The sequence below is a fragment of the Bdellovibrionales bacterium genome (assembly GCA_016714165.1).
Taxonomy (GTDB): Bacteria; Bdellovibrionota; Bdellovibrionia; order Bdellovibrionales; family UBA1609; genus JADJVA01.
This window is the reverse complement of the sequence record JADJNU010000001.1, coordinates 709704-728421: the sequence shown is the minus strand read 5'-3', so window position 1 is coordinate 728421 and position 18718 is coordinate 709704. Positions and strand designations below refer to the sequence as shown.

The following is an 18718-nucleotide window of genomic DNA, read 5'->3' as shown; positions in this document are numbered from 1 at the left end:
ATTGAGCTATGGGTGGTCATTTTTTTGGTGCGGGCGATTGATTGTGGTTGGGGCCATCCTCAGGCGATTGGTTTTGGACAAGCTTAAGAAATTGCAATAACAGCCACTGGCTGAAAGATGGAGAACTCAGTATGCGCAAACACAATAATTTCACATTCCTATTTATGTTTATGGCTTTTACGCTGGTCATTGCTGGACTGCAGGGTTGCACCGATGAGATTTCCTTGGTTGATATGCCTTCTGAAAAGGCGCAGAGTTTAGCTTTCTTCAGTGTTTCTCCTGAACAAAATACCTGTAGGGGAATCCCCGGCGGAATTCCTTGGACCTACGTAGAAGGAAGTATTCCCGTAAGAGTGGCTTGTGAGGACGGAACCGAAAACTCCGATTCATATGAGCGCGTGAAAATGTATATTTGTGAAGAGGGTCAGGTAATAGAAGTGGGGGAGTTTAGGGGCCGTCTGATCCAAGCTGCTCAGTGCCAGCGGACTCAATCTAAGTGTGGCGAATATGAGAACGGTCAAGCGCGTAACCTTTTCGATTTTCAGACCGCATTGTTTCCATGCCCTGAGGATTCAAATGGTGCTATCGAACTGACTTATTTGGTTCGCACGAGCGAGTTGTGTCAGGATGGAAAGTGGAATTCGGAAGGAGCTTCAGGAAGGACCATTTACAAGGTTGATGACAGCAGTTGCCAGGTACGCCCTCCCGCAGGTCAGGCATGCGGCAATCGCCAACACAACGAAGTATGGAGCGAACCTACTGACGAGACAAAGATTGAATCATGTAAAGAAGATGAGACGGGTCAAATTGATTATAAGAAAACGACGACACAGACTTACACTTGTCTCAATGGGACTGTTTCGAGAACAGCCTATGTTGTGGGGGATTGGGACCTCGTCGCCAACAGCTGCCACAGGAGTTGCCCTCAGGTGGGCCTGACCCATGGTCAATCGCGGTCTTCGACGACCAAGCAATCCGAAGTCAAACAGTGCGAAATCAACTACACTGGGCAAATCACTCGAGAACGCATGTACATGGAGACGCTTACATGCATGGATGGAGTGGTGAACACTCAGGGAAACTATGGGGAGTGGACAGTTCTGCAGGATACCTGCAGAAAAAATTGCGACGATGGGCACAAACATGGAGACAAATGGCGACAGGTTGATGTCGAATCCAAAAAGGAAAATTGTGCCGTCGGCTTTTCGGGTGAAGTCGAATACAGAAAAGAGATGGTCACAAGTCTAAGTTGTGACAATGGCAGCATTGACCGTCATGTGGATCTTGGAGAGTGGTTTGAGGTAGGCAATACTTGCAAGAAAATGTGTGAAGGCGGAAGGGTTGATGGAGAGAAATGGTCTCAGGTGAGGTCCGAACAACAAACTGTGAATTGCCATCAGGGATATCGAGGACAGATTCTTCAGGAAAGACAGATAACCACCGTTTTCCTTTGCACAGTTGGCGCAATCTCTAGCAGCGAATTTATTGGAAATTGGGTCGATAAGGAAAATTCCTGTGTTCAGCTCTGTCCGAGTGGTCACAGCGAAGGTGAGACTTGGAGCGAGATCAAGGAAACTAACGACAGTCTGACTTGTCCTGTAAATCAAATTGGAGAAATTGTTCGTAAAAGCAAAATAAGTCAGCACTATCTGTGCCAAAAGGGCCAAGACAAGTTTGTGAAGTCAGAGATAATTTCAAGTTCTGAAGTCAAGAATTGCAGGCCTTTTAATGTCTCAGGTCGTTGTGCTGGGGACTCTATTTTTGCTACCGAAGTAGAGGGACGCAGAGCTTGGGTTCGAAAGTGCAAGGACCATCCCGAAATTAAATTTTTCTTTGATATGGGAGGAGAAAAGCTCTATACCCATCGAAATCACTATCCATCTTTCGGTTATATCAAAAATGATAAGGTGACGAAGTCATGGAAAGCTCCAGTGAATGCTTCGTTTGCCTGCGATATTCCAGACGGAGTGAAGTTACTTGGCTTGTGCACGGCTGGTTGTTTCACAGAAAGTCAAAACATCCTTTTTGGAGGAAACAAGTATCAGGGCATTCGTTCTGCGATGGAAGCCTCAGTGAAAGACGTGATGGTCGTTCACCCCGAAAGCTTCCTTGAAGATTTACGTTTGGTTGGAGAAAAAATTGATCGATTTATTGTCGATTTAGCTCCAGCCGCTCAGGCCATACTCGAATTTAGAACTGCCAGCGGCGGTCGTATTCAGGTCACAGAGAGTCACCCCATGTTAACTGAGAATGGCCGATTGGTAGATGCACAGACTCTTAAAGTGGGCAATAAGCTCATTCTTTATAATGGACGACCTGATGTTATTGTGGCCGTTCGCAAATTTGAAATTTTTGGCAAAGTCTATAATCTCTATCCTCAGTCACATGAACTTCATAAGAATTTGATTGTGGCCCAGGGATTCATCAGCGGTTCAGCCTTTTACCAAAGCGAGGGCAATGAGTACGTGGGGCGAGTTGTCCTGCGCCATGCTTTGGTCGAGGATCTATTTCCTCATGGTGTTCAGTCCAAGGTGAAAAATAAATGAGCCCAAAAATGCGTAACATAATAGTTTTTTGTTCGATCCTCTTAGCTGCGGCGACAGGGGGTCGAACACTCCTCAATAATCATTTTCGAAATGGATTAAAAATTTCAAATCTAAAGTCAAATTTTGGACCTGGGATTTGGGGTTCTAAAATTGAGCAGGGCTCCTTGGATGCTCCCTCGACTTTCACGACTTCTCTCTCTTCAGTTTCAGGTGAACAGAAGGGAGATCAGGAGAGGGCGAGCGCATTTTCATCAGAAAGAATCGTGAACCCGGAGCAAGTTTCTGAAGTTCTGTCCCAATCCTCAGTTTCAGTGGCTCCCACACTCAAGCAATTCTTTGATTTGAAGAGGAACTGGCTTCGCAATGAGCATGAATTGGCCGCTTATCAAGAGCTCTTGAGTGATACCGCACGGATTCGTGCTGTGGGCGATTTTCTTTTGCAGGGATCAAGAGAATCTCTCGATTCTTCTGACGAGGCTCTTCGATATGCTGCCGTAGAATTTCTCAATGAGTCTCTTCATTATGATCAAAATCCGTCAAGGTATGAATCCCAGAATACAGTAAGGCAGATTATTTTGGCTCAGACTATTCAGGAGAATATGCCTCGGGATCTTAAGGTTTCCCTCGCTGGCGATAAAGTCGAGCTGTCGATGCAGTATGCTCTAAGTTTTCCTGAGTCTCGTCGGGAACTTTTGGCGCAGGCAAGCGACACAAACAAAAAAATTGTGAAACGCGCCATTGACTATGTTGGCAATCCTCAATGAGATGATCACAGATATCTGTGATCGATGCGTCATTCTGTCTTTGATAATCTGAGATTCGGTTTTATTTTCACGAGGTTCGGTTAGTCTCAATGATTATTTTTTAAGGTTCCATTCTCTCTTCACCGAAAAGAAGTTTTGGGGGTGGGAAGATGGAAGCTTGTACATACAAAAATAGATTTGCGATAACGACAGCGACTGGGCTTGGCAGCGTACTTTTTCTTTTTCTTGCGTCTTGCAGTCCGGCACAGCCTGCGTCATCCGTGAACGAACAAACTCCACAGAAAACAGATGTTGTTGTTGAGCAACAAGAACACCCTCAATCGGGGGTCTATCCGAAACCCTTCACTCCTCCTGTTTTGACAAGAGGATTAAAATGGGTCAGGTCTCATCCGATGTTTTTATCAGGTCTCAATGTGAGCATGGGAGAGCCGCCAGCCGAAGCCGTGAATGATTATCTTGATCTTTTTAAGGCCAGCGCCGTACACACCTGGGAGACAGGCTTGCCATTTGAAATAGAGGGGTGGCGGAAGCATCGTCCAAATCTCCCGTTTGTTTCCTGGGTCAATCAGCTTGGAAATAGCTGGTCAAATGGGAAATTCATGGGAGGGCTTCCTCCGGGGCTGCCGGGTCGGATTGGTTTTCAGATCGGCGATGAACCTTCTGAGATGAATGATCTCCGCGAGATGAATGACACAATTAACAGGGTTCGAAAGTACGATCCCGATGCTTTGCTTTATGTTAATTTTGGAAATATTTCTGGTAACAAGAATTACAATGAAATGGTGGATTTTTACGGAAAAATGGACGCGGACCTGATCAGCTATGATTGGTATTCACGCCAACAAAGAACTTACAAACCTCTTGAGGGCATTCGCAAAGAGGGTCTTAAATACAATAGGCCCTATTGGAAGTACTTGAGATCTTACTTAGACCAACCAAAAGATAGAATGACCGAAAGCGATGCCCGTTGGGACGCTTTTGGTGGGGTTCTTTATGGGTTCACAGGATTTACTTGGTTTCTTTATCAAATATCTCCCAAGGAATCTGAGTTAAATGCAATTCTTTTTGAGGAAAATGCCAATTTTCTTGCGAAGAAAACAGCCATGTACGCTATGATTTCAAATATCAACCGAGAACTGGTTGAGTACGGAAACGTAGTCACTCAGCTGACAAGCACTGATGTTCGTTACAGGGCTTCGCTCTTTCAGCCTCGTGGGACCAAGGCTTGGTCTTACGGAGCAGGCGATGACCCCTACATTAAGAGCATTCGACCCGCCTCCAAAGAATACTTTCTTGACTTGTCGATTGGTTATTTTCGCGACGACCGAGGAGAACTCTACACGATGATTCAAAACACTCGACATTCGAGCGCCGACTTTCCTTTGGGAACGATCAAATCCGGTCGAGTGGAAGTAGATTTCTCTGTTAATCCAAATTACGCCAAAGTGGATCAATTGCTTTGGCTAAATACAAAGCTTGGTCGCGAAGAAATAATTCCTCTCAAGTCCGTAGGTAACAATGTCTATCGACTTGAGGTTTCCCTACCCGCTGGGGAGGCGATGATGTTCAAGTACGTAACGGGAAAACCATTCGCACGCCGATGAGGAGGAGAAAGTAAATTTAGGATGAGGGATAAGGTTCGAGTGACAAAATTTGTGAGCTAAACAAGGGTTAAAGTTCGAGTTATAAAATTTGTGAGCTAGGCAGTAGATAACACCGGCCCAGACATTGCAGAGTTCAATATCATGTCTGTTTTTCGAATCAAACCTGCCTTATTTTTTGCTGTTAATTTCTTCTCTTTCATTCTGTTCGGCCGTGGGTGCGACAAATAGCGGCACTAGGTCCCCAAATAGTGTTTTATCGGCCTGTATATCTCGAGTGTTGAACCTAGGTCGTGTTTTAAAGCACCCCCAGACATTGGAGGAGCTATTGTCTGTATTAGACGCTCCGATCACTAAAAAAGATCCTGCTTTTCGCCTTCCGAGAGTGGATATAGATTTCAAGAGGTTTCCTAGGGTACCGGCGGTCGAGGCGCAGCAGATAATTGTTGGAAAGGACGGCGAAGGCTATTTTTTGCTTCGTAAGGGAGGTAAAACTTGGCGGAGACATGGAGGCCCCAACTTCTTTGCAGTTGAAAGCGATCCGACCTGGATCATTTCGGCACTGGGTCCAAAGGTGGCAGCATTTTTTGGATTTCGCCTTGTCAGTGACGACGTCATGTATGCACCAAATAGCTTGCTATTTAACAATCGAATAGTTGCTATGAACCTGTTTTTAAAAAAGAAGGGACTTGAAGAGATACCGGTGAGGTGGGTAGAAAAAACTCAACCTGCAGTGAGCCCCGATGGGGTCAAGTTAAGTTATTCGGAAACATACGTTCGTGAATTCTATTTCAACGACCAAACTCCCTTTTCACCCAAGGAAATCATTCATGATAGTTCTCATCATGCGCTTGATGTACTTTGGACCCGAGATCAATTGGGACCGATTAATGCCAGGATTGGCGCTCTTATCCGCTTTGCAGATTTTGTTCGGGAATTTAATTTTGATCTAAAAGGATACCCGTTACTGAGTGTGCCTCGTTACAGGGAGGCATTGATTGCTTTGCTATTTCAAACACAAGCGAGGAGTCGGGACAACTTTTCAGGATTCACTCCGCTTCTATTTTTAGACGATTCTACTTCAGAATCTGAAAACAACTCGTTTTTTCGAATCTTGAGATCACACTTGGGAGTCGAATTTACGAGTCCATTCACTGAATCTTTTGATGTCCATTTTGGGACAAAATATACCGTGGGTCAGTGGTTTTACAAATTGATTTTTGCTCGCCTGATTCCGCTTATAGAAAACAAATTCCCGGATAGTGAGGGAGATTATCCGGATTATACGAGTCTTCAAAAACTGAGGGCCTACACAGATAAAGCCTACTCAGGGGCTATTGGTGAGTTGGAATTGGTGAGCAACCAGCTTTCTGTTGAAATGGCGGATTTGTACAAGCTATTTAAAAAGTCAGACGCAAAGTTAATGTTAGAGTTAGTCCTTGTTGAGTATGACAAAGGACTCAACACAGTGGGAGGCATCGCTTCCAAAGAGCACCCACAGTCGGCACTGAGAAGGCGAGCAAGGGAATTTCGCACGGCAATTGGCGAGTAGTTTGAATTCATTGTTGTTCCTGCTTTCCCAACGACAAACATCTAATCCTCTAGGTTACATAATATTTTGATCTCCAAAGGATTGTGCACAGAGCAACAAAGCCTTTTTCATGGTCATCTCGCCAGGTATTGGGTTATGAATTTTAAGGGGATGTCAAAAAAAAGGGGGAGAGTATGATATTCAAGTTAGCACGGGAAGTGCTTGCGGCTTTGTTGGCTGTGTTACTTTTTACCAGTCTGTGCGGCCCAAGGCTCGCCAGAAACTCTCTTATTTAATTTTTATCGCAGCAATCAGTATGTTCAAATCGAAATATGGCAGGAAGATCTCTTTCATTTTAGATTTGGGTCCGCAAAACCCCAGATTCTCCCATTTGGACAAGCCCTTCTGTTTTGAGTGAGCGTCGCAACTCCTCTCAGACGTTCGTTCGGCGTTCAAACGCTCAGGGAGAACAAGTGATCGAGACAAGTGAGCTCATGATTACGGTCAGCAATGATCAGCCGTGCATAAATGTTGAAGATAAAAAAAATCACCAAAAACCACTGACCAATCTCTGCGTTGCGAAGAATGCAGGCTCCGGTGTGCAGATAAAGATCGACCCACTTGGAATGAAACAAGTTTTTGGATTGGGTCAGCAGCTTGATGACCCAAGAAAAGATGGCGGATTAGGGGATGATTGGGTTGGGAGAAAAAGGGTGTCGCCGGGTCCCTATGGTAATTTTATGAAGGAGTTTATAGGAGGAGCGGTTGGAGACACGCAAATCCCTGTTCTCTACGCGATGGGTGATGGATATCTCGGTTACGGCTTGTATTTTGATAGTCTCGCAAAGCTTTCATTTGATTTTCAGAGCCAGCCTTGGAGCGTTTCGACAGCTTCTGAGAACCTGACTGAGAACCTGAGCGGCTTCTTTTTTACGGGTCCCAATCTAAAAGATTGGCGGAGCGATTACATAGCTTTGACGGGTCGGCCACCGGTTCCACCGCGAAAGATGTTTGGTCTCTGGGTTTCTGAATATGGTTACGACAATTGGCAAGAATTAGAGTCAAAGCTTCAATCTTTAAAAGCTAAAAACTTTCCTGTCGATGGTTTTGTGATGGACTTGCAGTGGTTCGGGGGCGTTCAGTCTCATTCTGATCACACCCCTATGGGGAGGCTTCAGTGGGATGAGAATCGATTTCCGCAGCCTGCAAAAAAAATAGCGGAGCTTAATAAAAATGAACATCTCGGACTGATTTTGATTGAGGAGTCTTATGTTGGAAAGGGACTTCAAGAACACCAGGACTTGGCGAGTCGAGGCCTCTTGGCCAAAGACTGTTTTAATTGTGGGCCTACTTACAATGATACGAATCCTTGGTGGGGCAAGGGTGGCATGATTGATTGGACAAACCCAACTGCTCGAAGTTACTGGGCTGAATCGAAGCGCAAAGCATTGGTCGATATGGGGGTTCAAGGGCATTGGACGGACCTGGGTGAGCCAGAAATGTTTCAGCCTTGGTCGTGGTACAGCGGATGGCCTGAATTGGGGTTACACAGTCATGCATCAATTCACAATTATTTCTCTTTTTCTTGGCACCAGGGAATTGTTGAGGGGTACTCGAAGTTTCATCCGGAGCGCCGGCCCTTTATCCTGAGTCGATCAGGTGGACCCGGATCCCAGAGATTTGGTGTTGGAATGTGGTCTGCGGATATTGGATCAAATATGCCCAGCCTCGCCTCACACCTCCGTGCACAAATGCACATGTCACTTTCTGGATTTGATTTTTATGGTTCAGATATAGGCGGCTTTCATCGAGGAGGGCTCGATGGCGATCTCAATATCCTTTACACTCAGTGGTTTGCCAACTCCTCGCTCCTCGATATTCCTGTACGGCCCCACGTTGAGAACACTTGCAACTGCAAAGAAACTGCTCCTGATCGCTTGGGTCACGAAGAGAGCAATCGTGCCAATATAAAATTACGTTATCAATTGGCACCCTACTACTATTCCTTGGCCCATGCGGCTCATGAAAATGGAGAGGCTATTTTTCCTCCAGTCTTCTATCATTTTCAAAATGATCCTTTGGCTCGTGGTATGGCTCATCAGAAAATGATTGGCCCCAGTTTGATGATGGGAATTACAGCCTCCTATGTCGAGACAGTTCGGAAAATCTACTTACCTAAGGGAACCTGGTATGAGTTTTACGAGAATAGTCCGATTGTCAGTCGAGGAGAGTGGGTGTCGGCTCATCCGTTTTGGAAAACCGGAAAATTTCAGCTTCCACTTTATGTGAGGGAGGGGGCTGTACTTCCCATGATGGGAGAAGCAGTTCGACACCTGGGAAAGAACTCCGGTGGAGCCGAGGAGTTGAGGATTTATCCATCGAAGAATGGAGGAGAGTTCATTCTTCGTGAAGATGATGGAGAGACAACTGCCTATCTGGCTGGAGCCATTAAGAAAACCAAAGTCTCTCACCGCTTTGTCGGTAGTGATTATGTTGTGCTGATCGGATCGAGCGAAGGCACTTATGCCGGAGTATCAAATGGGAGAGAATGGAAAGTGCAAGTCATCAGCCACCGCCCCGTGACGGGCATTTTCTGGAACGGAAACTTATTGGCTAAGTCAAACCAAAAAAATCCCGGGGGTTCTGGGTCATGGGTTCAACCAGTTGGAAAAGGTCCCGTTACGGTTTATGTTCCGCGAACAGATGATGAGATTCCAAAGGAATTGAGGGTGAGCTATGCCGAATAATCTGGGGGCGATCAAGGATCATCAGCCTCTGATTATTTTTTGAACGTAGGGAGTGAGGCCTCGGAAGAAATATTCTACGGCAATCATCATAATGATGAGGCCCATCAGGCGAAAGAAGACCTTGTTCCCGCTATTTCCGAGGAGGCTCAAGATCCGCTTTGAGCCAATAAGAAACAGAAAGTTGGCAAAACAAACCAGCGCGATGTTGCTGAACAAAATTGACTTTTGAACAAGACTGTTGGCTTCTTGAATCAAAACAATCACGACCGTGATGGCTCCCGGCCCGCAAATCATAGGAATGGCGAGAGGGGTGATTGCAAATTCCTCGATTTCTAATCGTTCTGCTTTGGAGAGAATTTTCGTTCGAGAATTCTTTCCTTGAAGCATGTCGTAACCGGTAAGAAAAAGAAGGATGCCGCCGACCACTCTCAAACCATCTATAGATATGCTGAAAAAATTAAACAGAAATTGGCCCGTCAGCGCAAAGAGAATCATTAAAACGAAGGCGACAAAGGAAGCTGTCCTGGCCACACGAACAGCTTGGTCCCGTTTGACTGAATCAGTGAAGGCAGCGTAAACGGGCAAGGTACCCAGTGGGTTCACAATGGTAAAGATACTCATGTAGGTATAAAGAAAGTAGGTGAGGATATCCTTCATTATTTCTTAAAATCTCTCTCCATGACGGTCTTTCTTCCGTCTGCACGGGCTGAGTCCATTGCCTTGTCACACAGTGAACGGATCTGATCCGAGAGAACCTGCAGGACTTCTCCGGAGGTGTTCATTTCTGAACGTCGCCGAATGTAGTCCTTTACCTTTGAAGCCACAACGAGAACTTCCGTTTCACGTACTTTATTTGCGGCAGGGACCGGTGGATTTTTACGCACTAAAAAGATTCTAGGGTTCGCCACGGGCATTGGACCTTTTGCCACGGCCGGTGCTGATGCTGGTGCCGATGCTGAGGGGGCCGAGTCAGCTGCTTCCAGTTCCTTTTTCCACTGATCAAAGCTCGGGGATTTTTCCTCAATTGCATAAGCATCACGGTGTCTTGCAGAGGGGAGATGGCGCTCAAAACAGGGGATGGAGCAGAACACGAGCCCCGTTCGATTGCGGTTACAGGTTGAAACATTGCACTTGTAGTGGGTCTTTTGATAACCGATATCAAGCTTACAGGAGCTGCATTTTCGCCAATAAAGTGAAGAAATATCCATGGCTTGAGTGTAATCGTGGAAGTCGCTCAACGGTAGCTCAATCTCACAAGACCATCTGATTTGCGGCACACTCCTATTTGTATTTGACAGGTTCTCGGGCGCATTGCATTATCTGCCGGACGATGGCCTAGATTCTCTCAAAGTAGGGGCTTTGGTGGGATTTAGCCAAAATAACTTTAAGAGCTTCTTTTGGTGAGCAAAAGCGAGCGAACGAAGGGAAAAAGAAATGAAAAAGGAAGAAGGAACGGTCAGCCTGTTATTGGGATTGGCCTTAGTATCGAGTTTATCCTACGGTACCTTGTCTCGTGCTCAGGAGTCTTCTGAGACCAAGGCGAAATTGGAAGATGTTAAAGGGGACGAAGGTCAGAAAGATGTTGATCAATTGATCACAAACAAAAAGCTCCGCGCGGAAACTGGTTCTAAATCAAAAGTTTCTCTCTCTACGATGTTTAATTACAAGGGTGGGTCAGTTGAAAAGCCAGGGAGCAAAATTCGTCCAAATATCACGGGTGAGGCCAATACAGTTGCCGTATCAGGAATTACCGGTGATGTATCTGGGAAGTATCGAGTGGGTGAGCAATCGTCTTTGAGCGCCGGAGTCGGAGTTAGGATGTTGGCGCCATTTCATGAGTCTCTTGGTGCGACGAAAGTTAAAAATGCTAAAGGTGAGGAGCTAGAGCGAAACGACGTAAATAATCCCTATTTGTCTTACACCTACTTAGATAAATTGGCAGGAGTTCAGTCTGTTACTACGGTAACGGCAACTGGTTACACAACGGCCTCTTCGCGGGAAGTTGGCTACGTTGCGGATTTGGGTGTGCAACAGATCTTTGTAAAGGATATTGGAACGACTGGACTCAGTGTGGGAGTTCTTTTGGCTGCAGGAGCAGGCGTTTTTGATAAGTTTACCGAAGAGGCAAAGGCCAACAGTTCAGACTATAATTTTGGACTCTATCCCATGTTAGAATATGTTTTTAATGATACTTTTAATTTTCGCACGATCTCGGGAATTCAGGTTTATGAACATTATCGAGGAGCAAATACCGCCTGGTCTTTTTCCAAGAACACGGTTTATCAATCAGTGGGATTGGGCATTTCGATCACCCGGGACATTTATCTTTATCCAAACGTTCAGTTTTTGCCTGGAAATCTTAGATCAGACCTCACGAACGTGGCTCTGAGTGCCAATATCAATGTGTTTTAATTAGAGAAATCTAAAAAAACTTGGACGAAAAACGAGAACCTGCAGCGAAGGTTCTCGTTTTTTTTTTAGCTTTTGTTTTCGCTTGAGCGCAACTTCTTGTTGAGGGCTTGATACTCTTTTTCCATGAAATATCCATTGATGGTGGCCTTTTTCCTGTAGAATTCCAGTGTTTTGCGCGCCTGAGCATACTTCTTGTTCTCAATGAGCAAAGAAACATAACTGCGCGCCAACGAAATTTGAAGGGTCCCAGGAGTACCCGCAAGTATCCTTTTGTAGATCTTAAGAGCTTCCTCTGTCCTGCCTGTTTGATTCAATACTTCGGCGTAGCTAGCGAGGGCTGCTTTGTCCTTGCCTCCCAATTTAGCATAATCCCCAAGTGTATCTGAGGCCGATTGAAGATCGCCAGTTGATTTCTCTATCTGCCCAAGTTTGGCGAGCAAGGAGATGTCCTTGTTTGAACGATAGAGGCCCTTGTAGGCACCTTTCAAGCAGTCATATTTGTGTCTACTTGTGCAAATTTCAATGAGATTGAGGTGATCTTTGGGGCTCGCCGTACCTGTTAACTCCTTGATCTTGAGTGGAATGATCGCGAGTGAATAATTGTCCCAATGCACAATATGGAAAAAGACCGCCAAAATTAGAACAGCGCCACCGATAATTGTGAAATTGGTTTTACGAAAGCGTTCTTTTTCAAATGATTCTGTCTGAGGAGAATCAGTCCATCCGCAGCTGCAAACGATCATTGTTGAAAAAATTCTTTCTGGCGGAATAGTTTTCCCGCAGGCCTGGCAATTGATAAAATTTGTCAATTTTGTCCCCCTTGTATCAAAAAGAATCTGCTGTGCCTTTTGCCAATGATATTTCACAGCAGAAAATTAAAATGCAGTCCTTTTTGATCCCCATTATTAATTAGCCTTTGACTGCTAAAGAATCCACAATCTGTGCCACTTCAGCGGGCCTTTAACGGGGATTCGAGGATATTCGAAAGACGAACTTCTTTGCACTGGCTATCTATTGAACATCCTTTATTATTATTAAGAATATTTGCATTGAGATGGAACGTTTAAAATTGGGATTTGGAGACTTAGAAATGAACATCAAAACAGAAGAAGTGTCATTTGGGAGCAACTCGATTGCTCGTCTCACTTTAGAGCGTCCCCAAGCGCTTAACGCACTGACGACTGAGATGCTATCGGAAATGAGGGAGGTGCTTGAAAGTTGGGAGAGTGACCCTCAGATATCGCTGGTGTGGATAGAATCAAGTTTAGATCGAGCTTTTTGCGCGGGAGGAGACGTAAAATCGATCGTGATGGAATCTCGAAATGGATCTCTTGATTTCGGAAAAAAATTTTTCACGACTGAGTATGGTTTGGATTATTATCTTCACTGTTATTCGAAGCCCGTGGTGTGTTGGGCTTCAGGAATCACGATGGGAGGTGGTATCGGGGTGGCAAGTGGCTGCAGCCACCGGTTAACAACTTCGGTTAGCACATGGGCCATGCCTGAAGTCGGCATTGGATTTTTTCCTGATGTCGGCGCGGGGTATTTTTTAAATCAACTGGAGCCAGGCGTGGGGCTTTTCTTGGGCCTTACAGGCACGCGTATCAATGGAGAGCTTGCTGTGGCACTCGGCCTGGCAAATGGTCTTGTGAAGGCCGAAGATAAATCTTCAGTGTTCGATATTTTGGGAGCCATTTCGAGTGATGCCAAAAATCCTAAAGGGCAAAAATCTGGGGAAGATTTTTTTCAAGTTGTATCAGCCTCTCTGAACTCTGTTTCTTCAAACTCGGCTTCTATGAACCACATTCAGATGAACCACATTCAGACAGAGAGCCAGGCCCAGATTTTGGAATTGCGGAAAGTGGGGTGCCTGCTGGATCAAATTGAGGAATATGATCAGGGTTTTGAGTTTCTATCTGCCTATCAATTCGAGAACAGTCAGAATCAAAAAGGAAGAGACCAATTATTAAATGCTTCAGGTCTTGTCGCCAGAATTATTTGGTCTCACCTGAAGCGGTGCCGAAATCTCAGTCTTTCGGAAGTGTTTGATTTGGAGTGGTCTCTCGCTATTCGTCTGAGTTTGGAACCAGACTTTCGGGAGGGTGTTCGATCGGTCTTGATAGACAAGGATCAGAGTCCTAAATGGCGTTTCAGTCAGAAAGAAAGCGTTCCGATAGAGGAGTTGACTCGGCTCCTCGCTCCCTTTAGTCCACACGACTTGCGGGCGCGGTTGGGTCGTCGTTGTCGGCCAAGGAGTTAGTTTTATTCTCATTCAAATGAATGGGAATTGGTAAATCAGTCGGAGGGATCATGGAGCTGGGGAATTTGAAAAAATGGAATCGAGCCGCGGTTGCTATTTTAATTTTGTCTTTCTCAATTCCCAGCGGGGTATCCTCAGGTGGACCGTTAACAAAAGGGTCTCAAGTAAGTTCACCTGGAAACTCTTTGCAGTTGATGGAATACGAGCAATTGATGAGTTTGTCAAAAGAGGACTTAGGACTTTACCTCACCGGGATCAAACTCATGCTGGTCGACTGGGAGAAATCGCAGGCGGCTCATCACCCCGAATTGGTTGCGGGAAATACGAGCGAACAGTTAAAATTCTTGGATCGAGCATTTTCAATTCTTGTTGCTGAGAGCGTTTGGGCGAAGACGAACCCTCCAGGTCTATCTGCGGCCGCTCCTGCTTCTACCCCGGCCACGGCCCCTTCGCCTGCCGCGGTGCCAGCCGCTGTTAAACCACCACCAATAAACTCGGCGCCAGAGAAGACACCAGCAGCAAAGGCCCCCATCACACCTCAGTCGTGTATTTATGCGGGATGGATCAGTACAACCGATAGCAAGGGATATTGTCAAAGGCCCAAAGCTTGCGAAGGTGACGCCAGTAAGAACTCAGTTCAGTGTAACCCCCTTCTTTTCGGAAATGGAGTTTGCGTGTCCGTAGAAAATATGGAGGTCAGAAATAAGGCGACATTGAATTGTTTTGAAAGAACTAAATCCAACCAGATTGTGGCTGAGGAAATAAAGCAAAGCGCTTCGGATTGGAAGAAATTCAATGAGACTTTTAAAGAATCAACAGCTCCTTGCAATAGAACCGACGCTCCTCCCTACTGTAAAAGTTTGAGCAAAAGACTTCGGGAGTTGAACGCTCTCTTGCCGCAGTCTGTGGCTGTCAAAGAGCCGAAGAGTGGTCCTCCTGCTGTCTCGAAGAGCCCAGCGGTCGCGAAGACGGACGCAGTGAGAGGCGCAGCCAAGGCAGGAAAAGCTACTGTGGAGCGACGAGATAGACTTGCAGAAAGGCGTGGCGCTAGGACCCGTTCAGCAGGTGGACCAACAAGAAGGGCGGTCGCTCGTGACACTGGAGAAGACGGAGAGTCCGATGACGATGCGCCTTCTGATGAAGAGCTGCCAGACGAAACTATTCCAGAAGTTGCGGATGGTGACGGTGCTCGTCCCTCAGCAGCCAGACCCGGCAGAGGTGAAACGCTTGAGAAACATGCATTGAGAGATGAGGGAGTGTCACAATATGGTAAGGGTAAGTGCAGGCCTCACGCGCTTGACTTTGATGCGGCTTTTCCAGGATCTGAAGAGCCGAGCCCTGTTTTGTCCTTTGAGGAAGCTCAAGACCTGATTTGCAAATCAAAATTTGACCAAAATCTCGTCAATTCTCGCTTGGAGTTTTTAAGGCGACAAATTGCGAGTTTTAACACTAAGTCCAGGGCCGAAACTGACTATTACCACCGGCTTTGGACTCAATTAAAAGAGAATCTCGTCGCTTGTGTGGGTTTGGTAAAAAATCGAAGTCAGCAAGGAGTATCACCAAAAGGAATCTCTGCTCAATTCCGATTAAATTTTGGAGGGTCACCCGCTGGAGTGATAACTTCGACGAGGCCAGGCGGCAAAATCGGTCGAAATCAACAACTCGATCGTTTGTATGTGGATCGAGACTCATTGGGGGCTTCCTTGCATGCAAACGGCATTAACGATATTTGCATGGTGGAAGTTTTCTCGGGTTCAAGAGCCGCGCCCGCAATAAGGGGGAATGGAGCTTCCCCTTAGCCGTCTTCATATCACCCAAATCACCCAACTCACCCACCTCATCCAGATCATCGCAAATTGAGGCTGTTCAAAACGGCCTCTTGTTCGATTGAGATTTCTGTCTGTGTTTGAAGATCCAGATTTTTTAAGATAATAACTCCCTTCTTAAGCTCTTCGTCGCCGAGAATAAGAGCCCAGCGCGCGTTGGCTTTGCTGGCGCGGGTCAGACGTTTCTTAATGTTCCCAGAAAAATCGAGTTCTACGGCAAGTCCTTTTAATCTGAGTTCAAATGCAAGTTTCTGAAGATGTCGGTCAGCGGCCTCTCCGAGTGGGATCATTGTCACCGGTCTCTGGGATTTCTTCTGAGGGGTCACAAGTAATGCCAATCTTTCAAGACCTGCAGCCCAACCGACACCCGGAGTAGATGGGCCACCCATTAGCTCAACAAGCCCATCATAGCGACCGCCAGCCAAAACGGCATCTTGAGTGCCCAGGGCCTTGCTTTTGAACTCAAAGACACAATGAGAGTAGTAGTCCAGTCCTCGAACCAGGCGAGGATTGATTTCAAATGAAATACCCAAATGAGTCAGCCCATTCTGAATTTTATCAAAAAAATCAAGCGATTCACTGTTCAGACTATTCTTGAACTCGGGGGCAGTGGAGACAATTTTCTTGTCGCCCTCGTCCTTCGAATCAAGAATTCTCAAAGGATTTAGACGCAAACGTCTTTGGCTGTCCTCGCTTAAATCCTTCTCGAATTTTTCTAAATATTGGAGGAGTTTTTCTTTATAGGCCTGACGGCTAGCTTGATCACCAATTGTATTAATGTCCAAAGAAATCGATGAGAGAATCTCGAGATTCTTGAGGAATGCGTACCCCATAGAAATAATCTCGACGTCACCCTTTGGATCTGAGATCCCCAAAAGTTCCACCCCGAATTGGTGGAACTGTCTCTGTCGTCCTTTTTGTGGACGCTCGTATCGAAACATAGGACCTTGATAGTAAAGTTTTAGTGGAAGTTGTCGACTCAAGTCATTGGAAATAAAGGCGCGAGCAATTCCCGCCGTGCCCTCCGGTCGGAGCGTGAGAAGATCGCCATTGTTGTCGGGAAATGTGTACATCTGCTTATGAACAATATCGGATGTTTCTCCCAATGTGCGCTTAAAGACATCTGTGAATTCAAATACAGGGGTGGAAATTCCCTCGTAGCCATAGCATTCACAGACGGCTTGCGCCTTTTCAATAATCAAGGCCTGGGTTTTAAAATCTTCGAAAAGGAGATCATGGGTTCCTCGAACGGACTGCAAAGACATAATCGCACCTCATTTGGCTTGATACCTGATTTGGCGTGATAGCATGCTCGTCGAAGAATGGGTAGGGGCCAAGGCCTCAGTATTTACATCACCCCGCAAAAAGATACTTGTGAGCAATTTGAGCGGCCAGTTTGGCCGTGCGAAGGTCAAGATCCAAAGGGGGACTGACTTCGTAAATTCCCAGGGACCTGACGTTGCAGCGATGGAGCAAAAGGTGGAGAACTGGAAAAAATTGCTGGGGAGTAAAGCCTGTGGGCCAACTTTGACTGCAACCCATAGCATAAGAGGATGAAAAGCCATCAATATCTACCGATAGAAAGCATGGTCTTGCTCGGGTGAGTTCGACTTCAAGGAGACGGCTGACAAGGACGAGCAGGGATTCTCCTGAATATTGAATGTCCTCCAAGAAAAGAATTTTTGCATTACGGTCGAGGCACCATGAGACGTGGGATTTGCTGTTGCAATGATATTGTGCTCCGATTTCAACAAAATCAAAGGTGTCTCCATACTTTTCTAGAAGTCTGAAAAATGGGGTCCCACTGGTGAGTCCGTTGTCAAGTGGGCGCACATCGAGGTGGGCATCAAAGTTAATAACCAAGGGGCGCTCAAGAGGAAAAATTTTAAGTGAACTTTCAATAAATGAGGCCCCATCAGGATATCCATAGTCATGTCCTCCACCTAGGCTCAGCCATTTCCCTCCTCGACTGAGAACGTCCTTACCCATTTTCATTGCGGCTTCATGCCGTTGCTCAAGAGGCAGGTTTTGAATATTCAGATTGCCAATGTCAGTGAGTTGTAGACTTGCATTTGCAATTGGCGGTGGTGTCATACGGTATAGCACGCTTCGAATTGAGTCTGGTCCAAGACTTGCCCCAGGGCGGCCGCCGTTGATAATAATACCCTCTTCGTCAGGATATCCGATCATATAAAAGCGGTTGGGAGTAACTTCTGCAGAGAAATCCATAGAAGATTGAGTGAGTCCTCCAAGTCTTGGATCGGCCTTGTCGGGCTTTGTAAAAAAAAGAGATTTGTTGGTCGGGATAGCAACCATACTTGCTCAGTCCTCCGAAATCGTTGCTGGCAAAAGGTGAATTGTTCGTTTGATCTGGCCAGTTTTAGCATCAAAGATGTCAATCCGAAGTTTCTCTCGAATGATTGAAAGGCTTTCGACCTCAATCGAATGAGATGCGTTTTCGGCAAGGCTGTCCACCATTAATATCGACCATCCTGATCCTGAATCTGGAGCGATGGTGTATCTGAGTCGCCTTGAGGGTTGAACGGCAAGCGACGAGCCCGTGGGGGTAGCTAGATAAAGATCAAGTTGACTAAAATTTTTGAAGTCGAAAATATCGCTTTTATGATTTTCCCAGCGTCCTAAAAGTTTTTGTAGCCCTACGAATTCAAGGGTGACCAGAGAGACTTCCTGCAGAATTGCATCATATTCTCCTTTACCAGAGATATAATCCCCCGTTCGGAGTTTTTGCATGTCATTTGCGATGCCAGAGTCTTTTGAAGAAATCTTTACCTTTTTCCTAAGATACCTCTCCTTCAAAAAGAGGCCAGAGTTGTTCACGAAAACCCTTCCCTCGATGGCCATCAAGGCATAACTCCCCGAAGCGAAAAAAACGAGAAACAACAAAATCGCCCAGGAAATGACCTTCATTCTTATTCTGATAGGGAACTTCGTTCGCTCAGGCAACTCAAATAAAGTGTCTAACGCGAGGGGAATTCTGGAGAAAAGAGCCTAACTCGCTGCAAAACCAAAT

At 45.9% G+C, this 18718-nt stretch carries 14 protein-coding genes; 8 read left to right on the top strand and 6 right to left on the bottom strand.

The features are described 5' to 3' along the window. Positions 1 to 131 precede the first annotated feature (131 nt). The 5 genes from IPJ71_03230 (at position 132) to IPJ71_03210 (ending at position 9189) form a co-directional block, all read left to right on the top strand. Complete coding sequence (locus IPJ71_03230) at positions 132 to 2546, top strand: hypothetical protein (protein MBK7842699.1); 2415 nt, start codon at positions 132 to 134, stop codon at positions 2544 to 2546. 8 nt (positions 2547 to 2554) lie between these two features. Then, complete coding sequence (locus IPJ71_03225) at positions 2555 to 3310, top strand: hypothetical protein (protein MBK7842698.1); 756 nt, start codon at positions 2555 to 2557, stop codon at positions 3308 to 3310. A gap of 149 nt (positions 3311 to 3459) precedes the next feature. Then, positions 3460 to 4914, top strand: a complete 1455-nt coding sequence (locus tag IPJ71_03220; protein MBK7842697.1) for a hypothetical protein — start codon at positions 3460 to 3462, stop codon at positions 4912 to 4914. A gap of 325 nt (positions 4915 to 5239) precedes the next feature. After that, the gene (locus IPJ71_03215; GenBank protein ID MBK7842696.1) at positions 5240 to 6463 is read left to right on the top strand and encodes a hypothetical protein; all 1224 of its coding nucleotides are present in this window, start codon (positions 5240 to 5242) and stop codon (positions 6461 to 6463) included. 389 nt (positions 6464 to 6852) lie between these two features. Then, the gene (locus IPJ71_03210; GenBank protein MBK7842695.1) at positions 6853 to 9189 is read left to right on the top strand and encodes a DUF5110 domain-containing protein; all 2337 of its coding nucleotides are present in this window, start codon (positions 6853 to 6855) and stop codon (positions 9187 to 9189) included. A 21-nt stretch (positions 9190 to 9210) separates the two neighbouring features. Here IPJ71_03210 and IPJ71_03205 read toward each other — a convergent pair whose 3' ends face one another. After that, complete coding sequence (locus IPJ71_03205) at positions 9211 to 9846, bottom strand: NAAT family transporter (protein ID MBK7842694.1); 636 nt, start codon at positions 9844 to 9846, stop codon at positions 9211 to 9213. Continuing rightward, complete coding sequence (locus tag IPJ71_03200; GenBank protein MBK7842693.1) at positions 9846 to 10466, bottom strand: hypothetical protein; 621 nt, start codon at positions 10464 to 10466, stop codon at positions 9846 to 9848. The genes IPJ71_03205 and IPJ71_03200 overlap by 1 nt, the downstream gene beginning before the upstream one ends. A gap of 157 nt (positions 10467 to 10623) precedes the next feature. Between IPJ71_03200 and IPJ71_03195 the strand changes: the two genes are divergently transcribed. Beyond that, positions 10624 to 11601, top strand: a complete 978-nt coding sequence (locus IPJ71_03195; protein ID MBK7842692.1) for a hypothetical protein — start codon at positions 10624 to 10626, stop codon at positions 11599 to 11601. A gap of 65 nt (positions 11602 to 11666) precedes the next feature. Here IPJ71_03195 and IPJ71_03190 read toward each other — a convergent pair whose 3' ends face one another. Further along, positions 11667 to 12410 (bottom strand): tetratricopeptide repeat protein, encoded by a 744-nt coding sequence (locus IPJ71_03190; protein ID MBK7842691.1) that lies wholly within the window; start codon positions 12408 to 12410, stop codon positions 11667 to 11669. Between the two features lie 245 nt (positions 12411 to 12655). Here IPJ71_03190 and IPJ71_03185 point away from each other — a divergent pair, with 245 nt between their 5' ends. Beyond that, positions 12656 to 13861: an enoyl-CoA hydratase/isomerase family protein gene (locus IPJ71_03185; protein MBK7842690.1), complete on the top strand. Its 1206-nt coding sequence runs from the start codon at positions 12656 to 12658 to the stop codon at positions 13859 to 13861. A gap of 20 nt (positions 13862 to 13881) precedes the next feature. Continuing rightward, positions 13882 to 15660, top strand: a complete 1779-nt coding sequence (locus IPJ71_03180; GenBank protein ID MBK7842689.1) for a hypothetical protein — start codon at positions 13882 to 13884, stop codon at positions 15658 to 15660. Between the two features lie 47 nt (positions 15661 to 15707). On the opposite strand, the gene IPJ71_03175 is transcribed toward IPJ71_03180, so the two are convergent. The 3 genes from IPJ71_03175 to IPJ71_03165 form a co-directional block, all read right to left on the bottom strand. After that, the gene (locus IPJ71_03175; GenBank protein ID MBK7842688.1) at positions 15708 to 16955 is read right to left on the bottom strand and encodes a histidine--tRNA ligase; all 1248 of its coding nucleotides are present in this window, start codon (positions 16953 to 16955) and stop codon (positions 15708 to 15710) included. Positions 16956 to 17040: 85 nt separating this feature from the next. Further along, positions 17041 to 18003 carry a formimidoylglutamase gene (locus IPJ71_03170; protein ID MBK7842687.1) on the bottom strand — a complete coding sequence of 321 codons (963 nt, stop codon included), beginning with the start codon at positions 18001 to 18003 and terminating at the stop codon, positions 17041 to 17043. A gap of 6 nt (positions 18004 to 18009) precedes the next feature. Then, a complete protein-coding gene (locus IPJ71_03165) occupies positions 18010 to 18615 on the bottom strand; it encodes a hypothetical protein (GenBank protein ID MBK7842686.1) in 606 nt (201 codons plus the stop codon). Between the last annotated feature and the right edge of the window lie 103 nt (positions 18616 to 18718).

Coding starts and splice junctions, on each gene's coding strand:
- IPJ71_03230 (MBK7842699.1), top strand. CDS start 132: ATGCGCAAACACAATAATTTCACATTCCTATTTATGTTTATGGCTTTT.
- IPJ71_03225 (MBK7842698.1), top strand. CDS start 2,555: ATGCGTAACATAATAGTTTTTTGTTCGATCCTCTTAGCTGCGGCGACA.
- IPJ71_03220 (MBK7842697.1), top strand. CDS start 3,460: ATGGAAGCTTGTACATACAAAAATAGATTTGCGATAACGACAGCGACT.
- IPJ71_03205 (MBK7842694.1), bottom strand. CDS start 9,846: ATGAAGGATATCCTCACCTACTTTCTTTATACCTACATGAGTATCTTT.
- IPJ71_03195 (MBK7842692.1), top strand. CDS start 10,624: ATGAAAAAGGAAGAAGGAACGGTCAGCCTGTTATTGGGATTGGCCTTA.
- IPJ71_03185 (MBK7842690.1), top strand. CDS start 12,656: ATGGAACGTTTAAAATTGGGATTTGGAGACTTAGAAATGAACATCAAA.
- IPJ71_03180 (MBK7842689.1), top strand. CDS start 13,882: ATGGGAATTGGTAAATCAGTCGGAGGGATCATGGAGCTGGGGAATTTG.
- IPJ71_03170 (MBK7842687.1), bottom strand. CDS start 18,003: ATGGTTGCTATCCCGACCAACAAATCTCTTTTTTTTACAAAGCCCGAC.
- IPJ71_03165 (MBK7842686.1), bottom strand. CDS start 18,615: ATGAAGGTCATTTCCTGGGCGATTTTGTTGTTTCTCGTTTTTTTCGCT.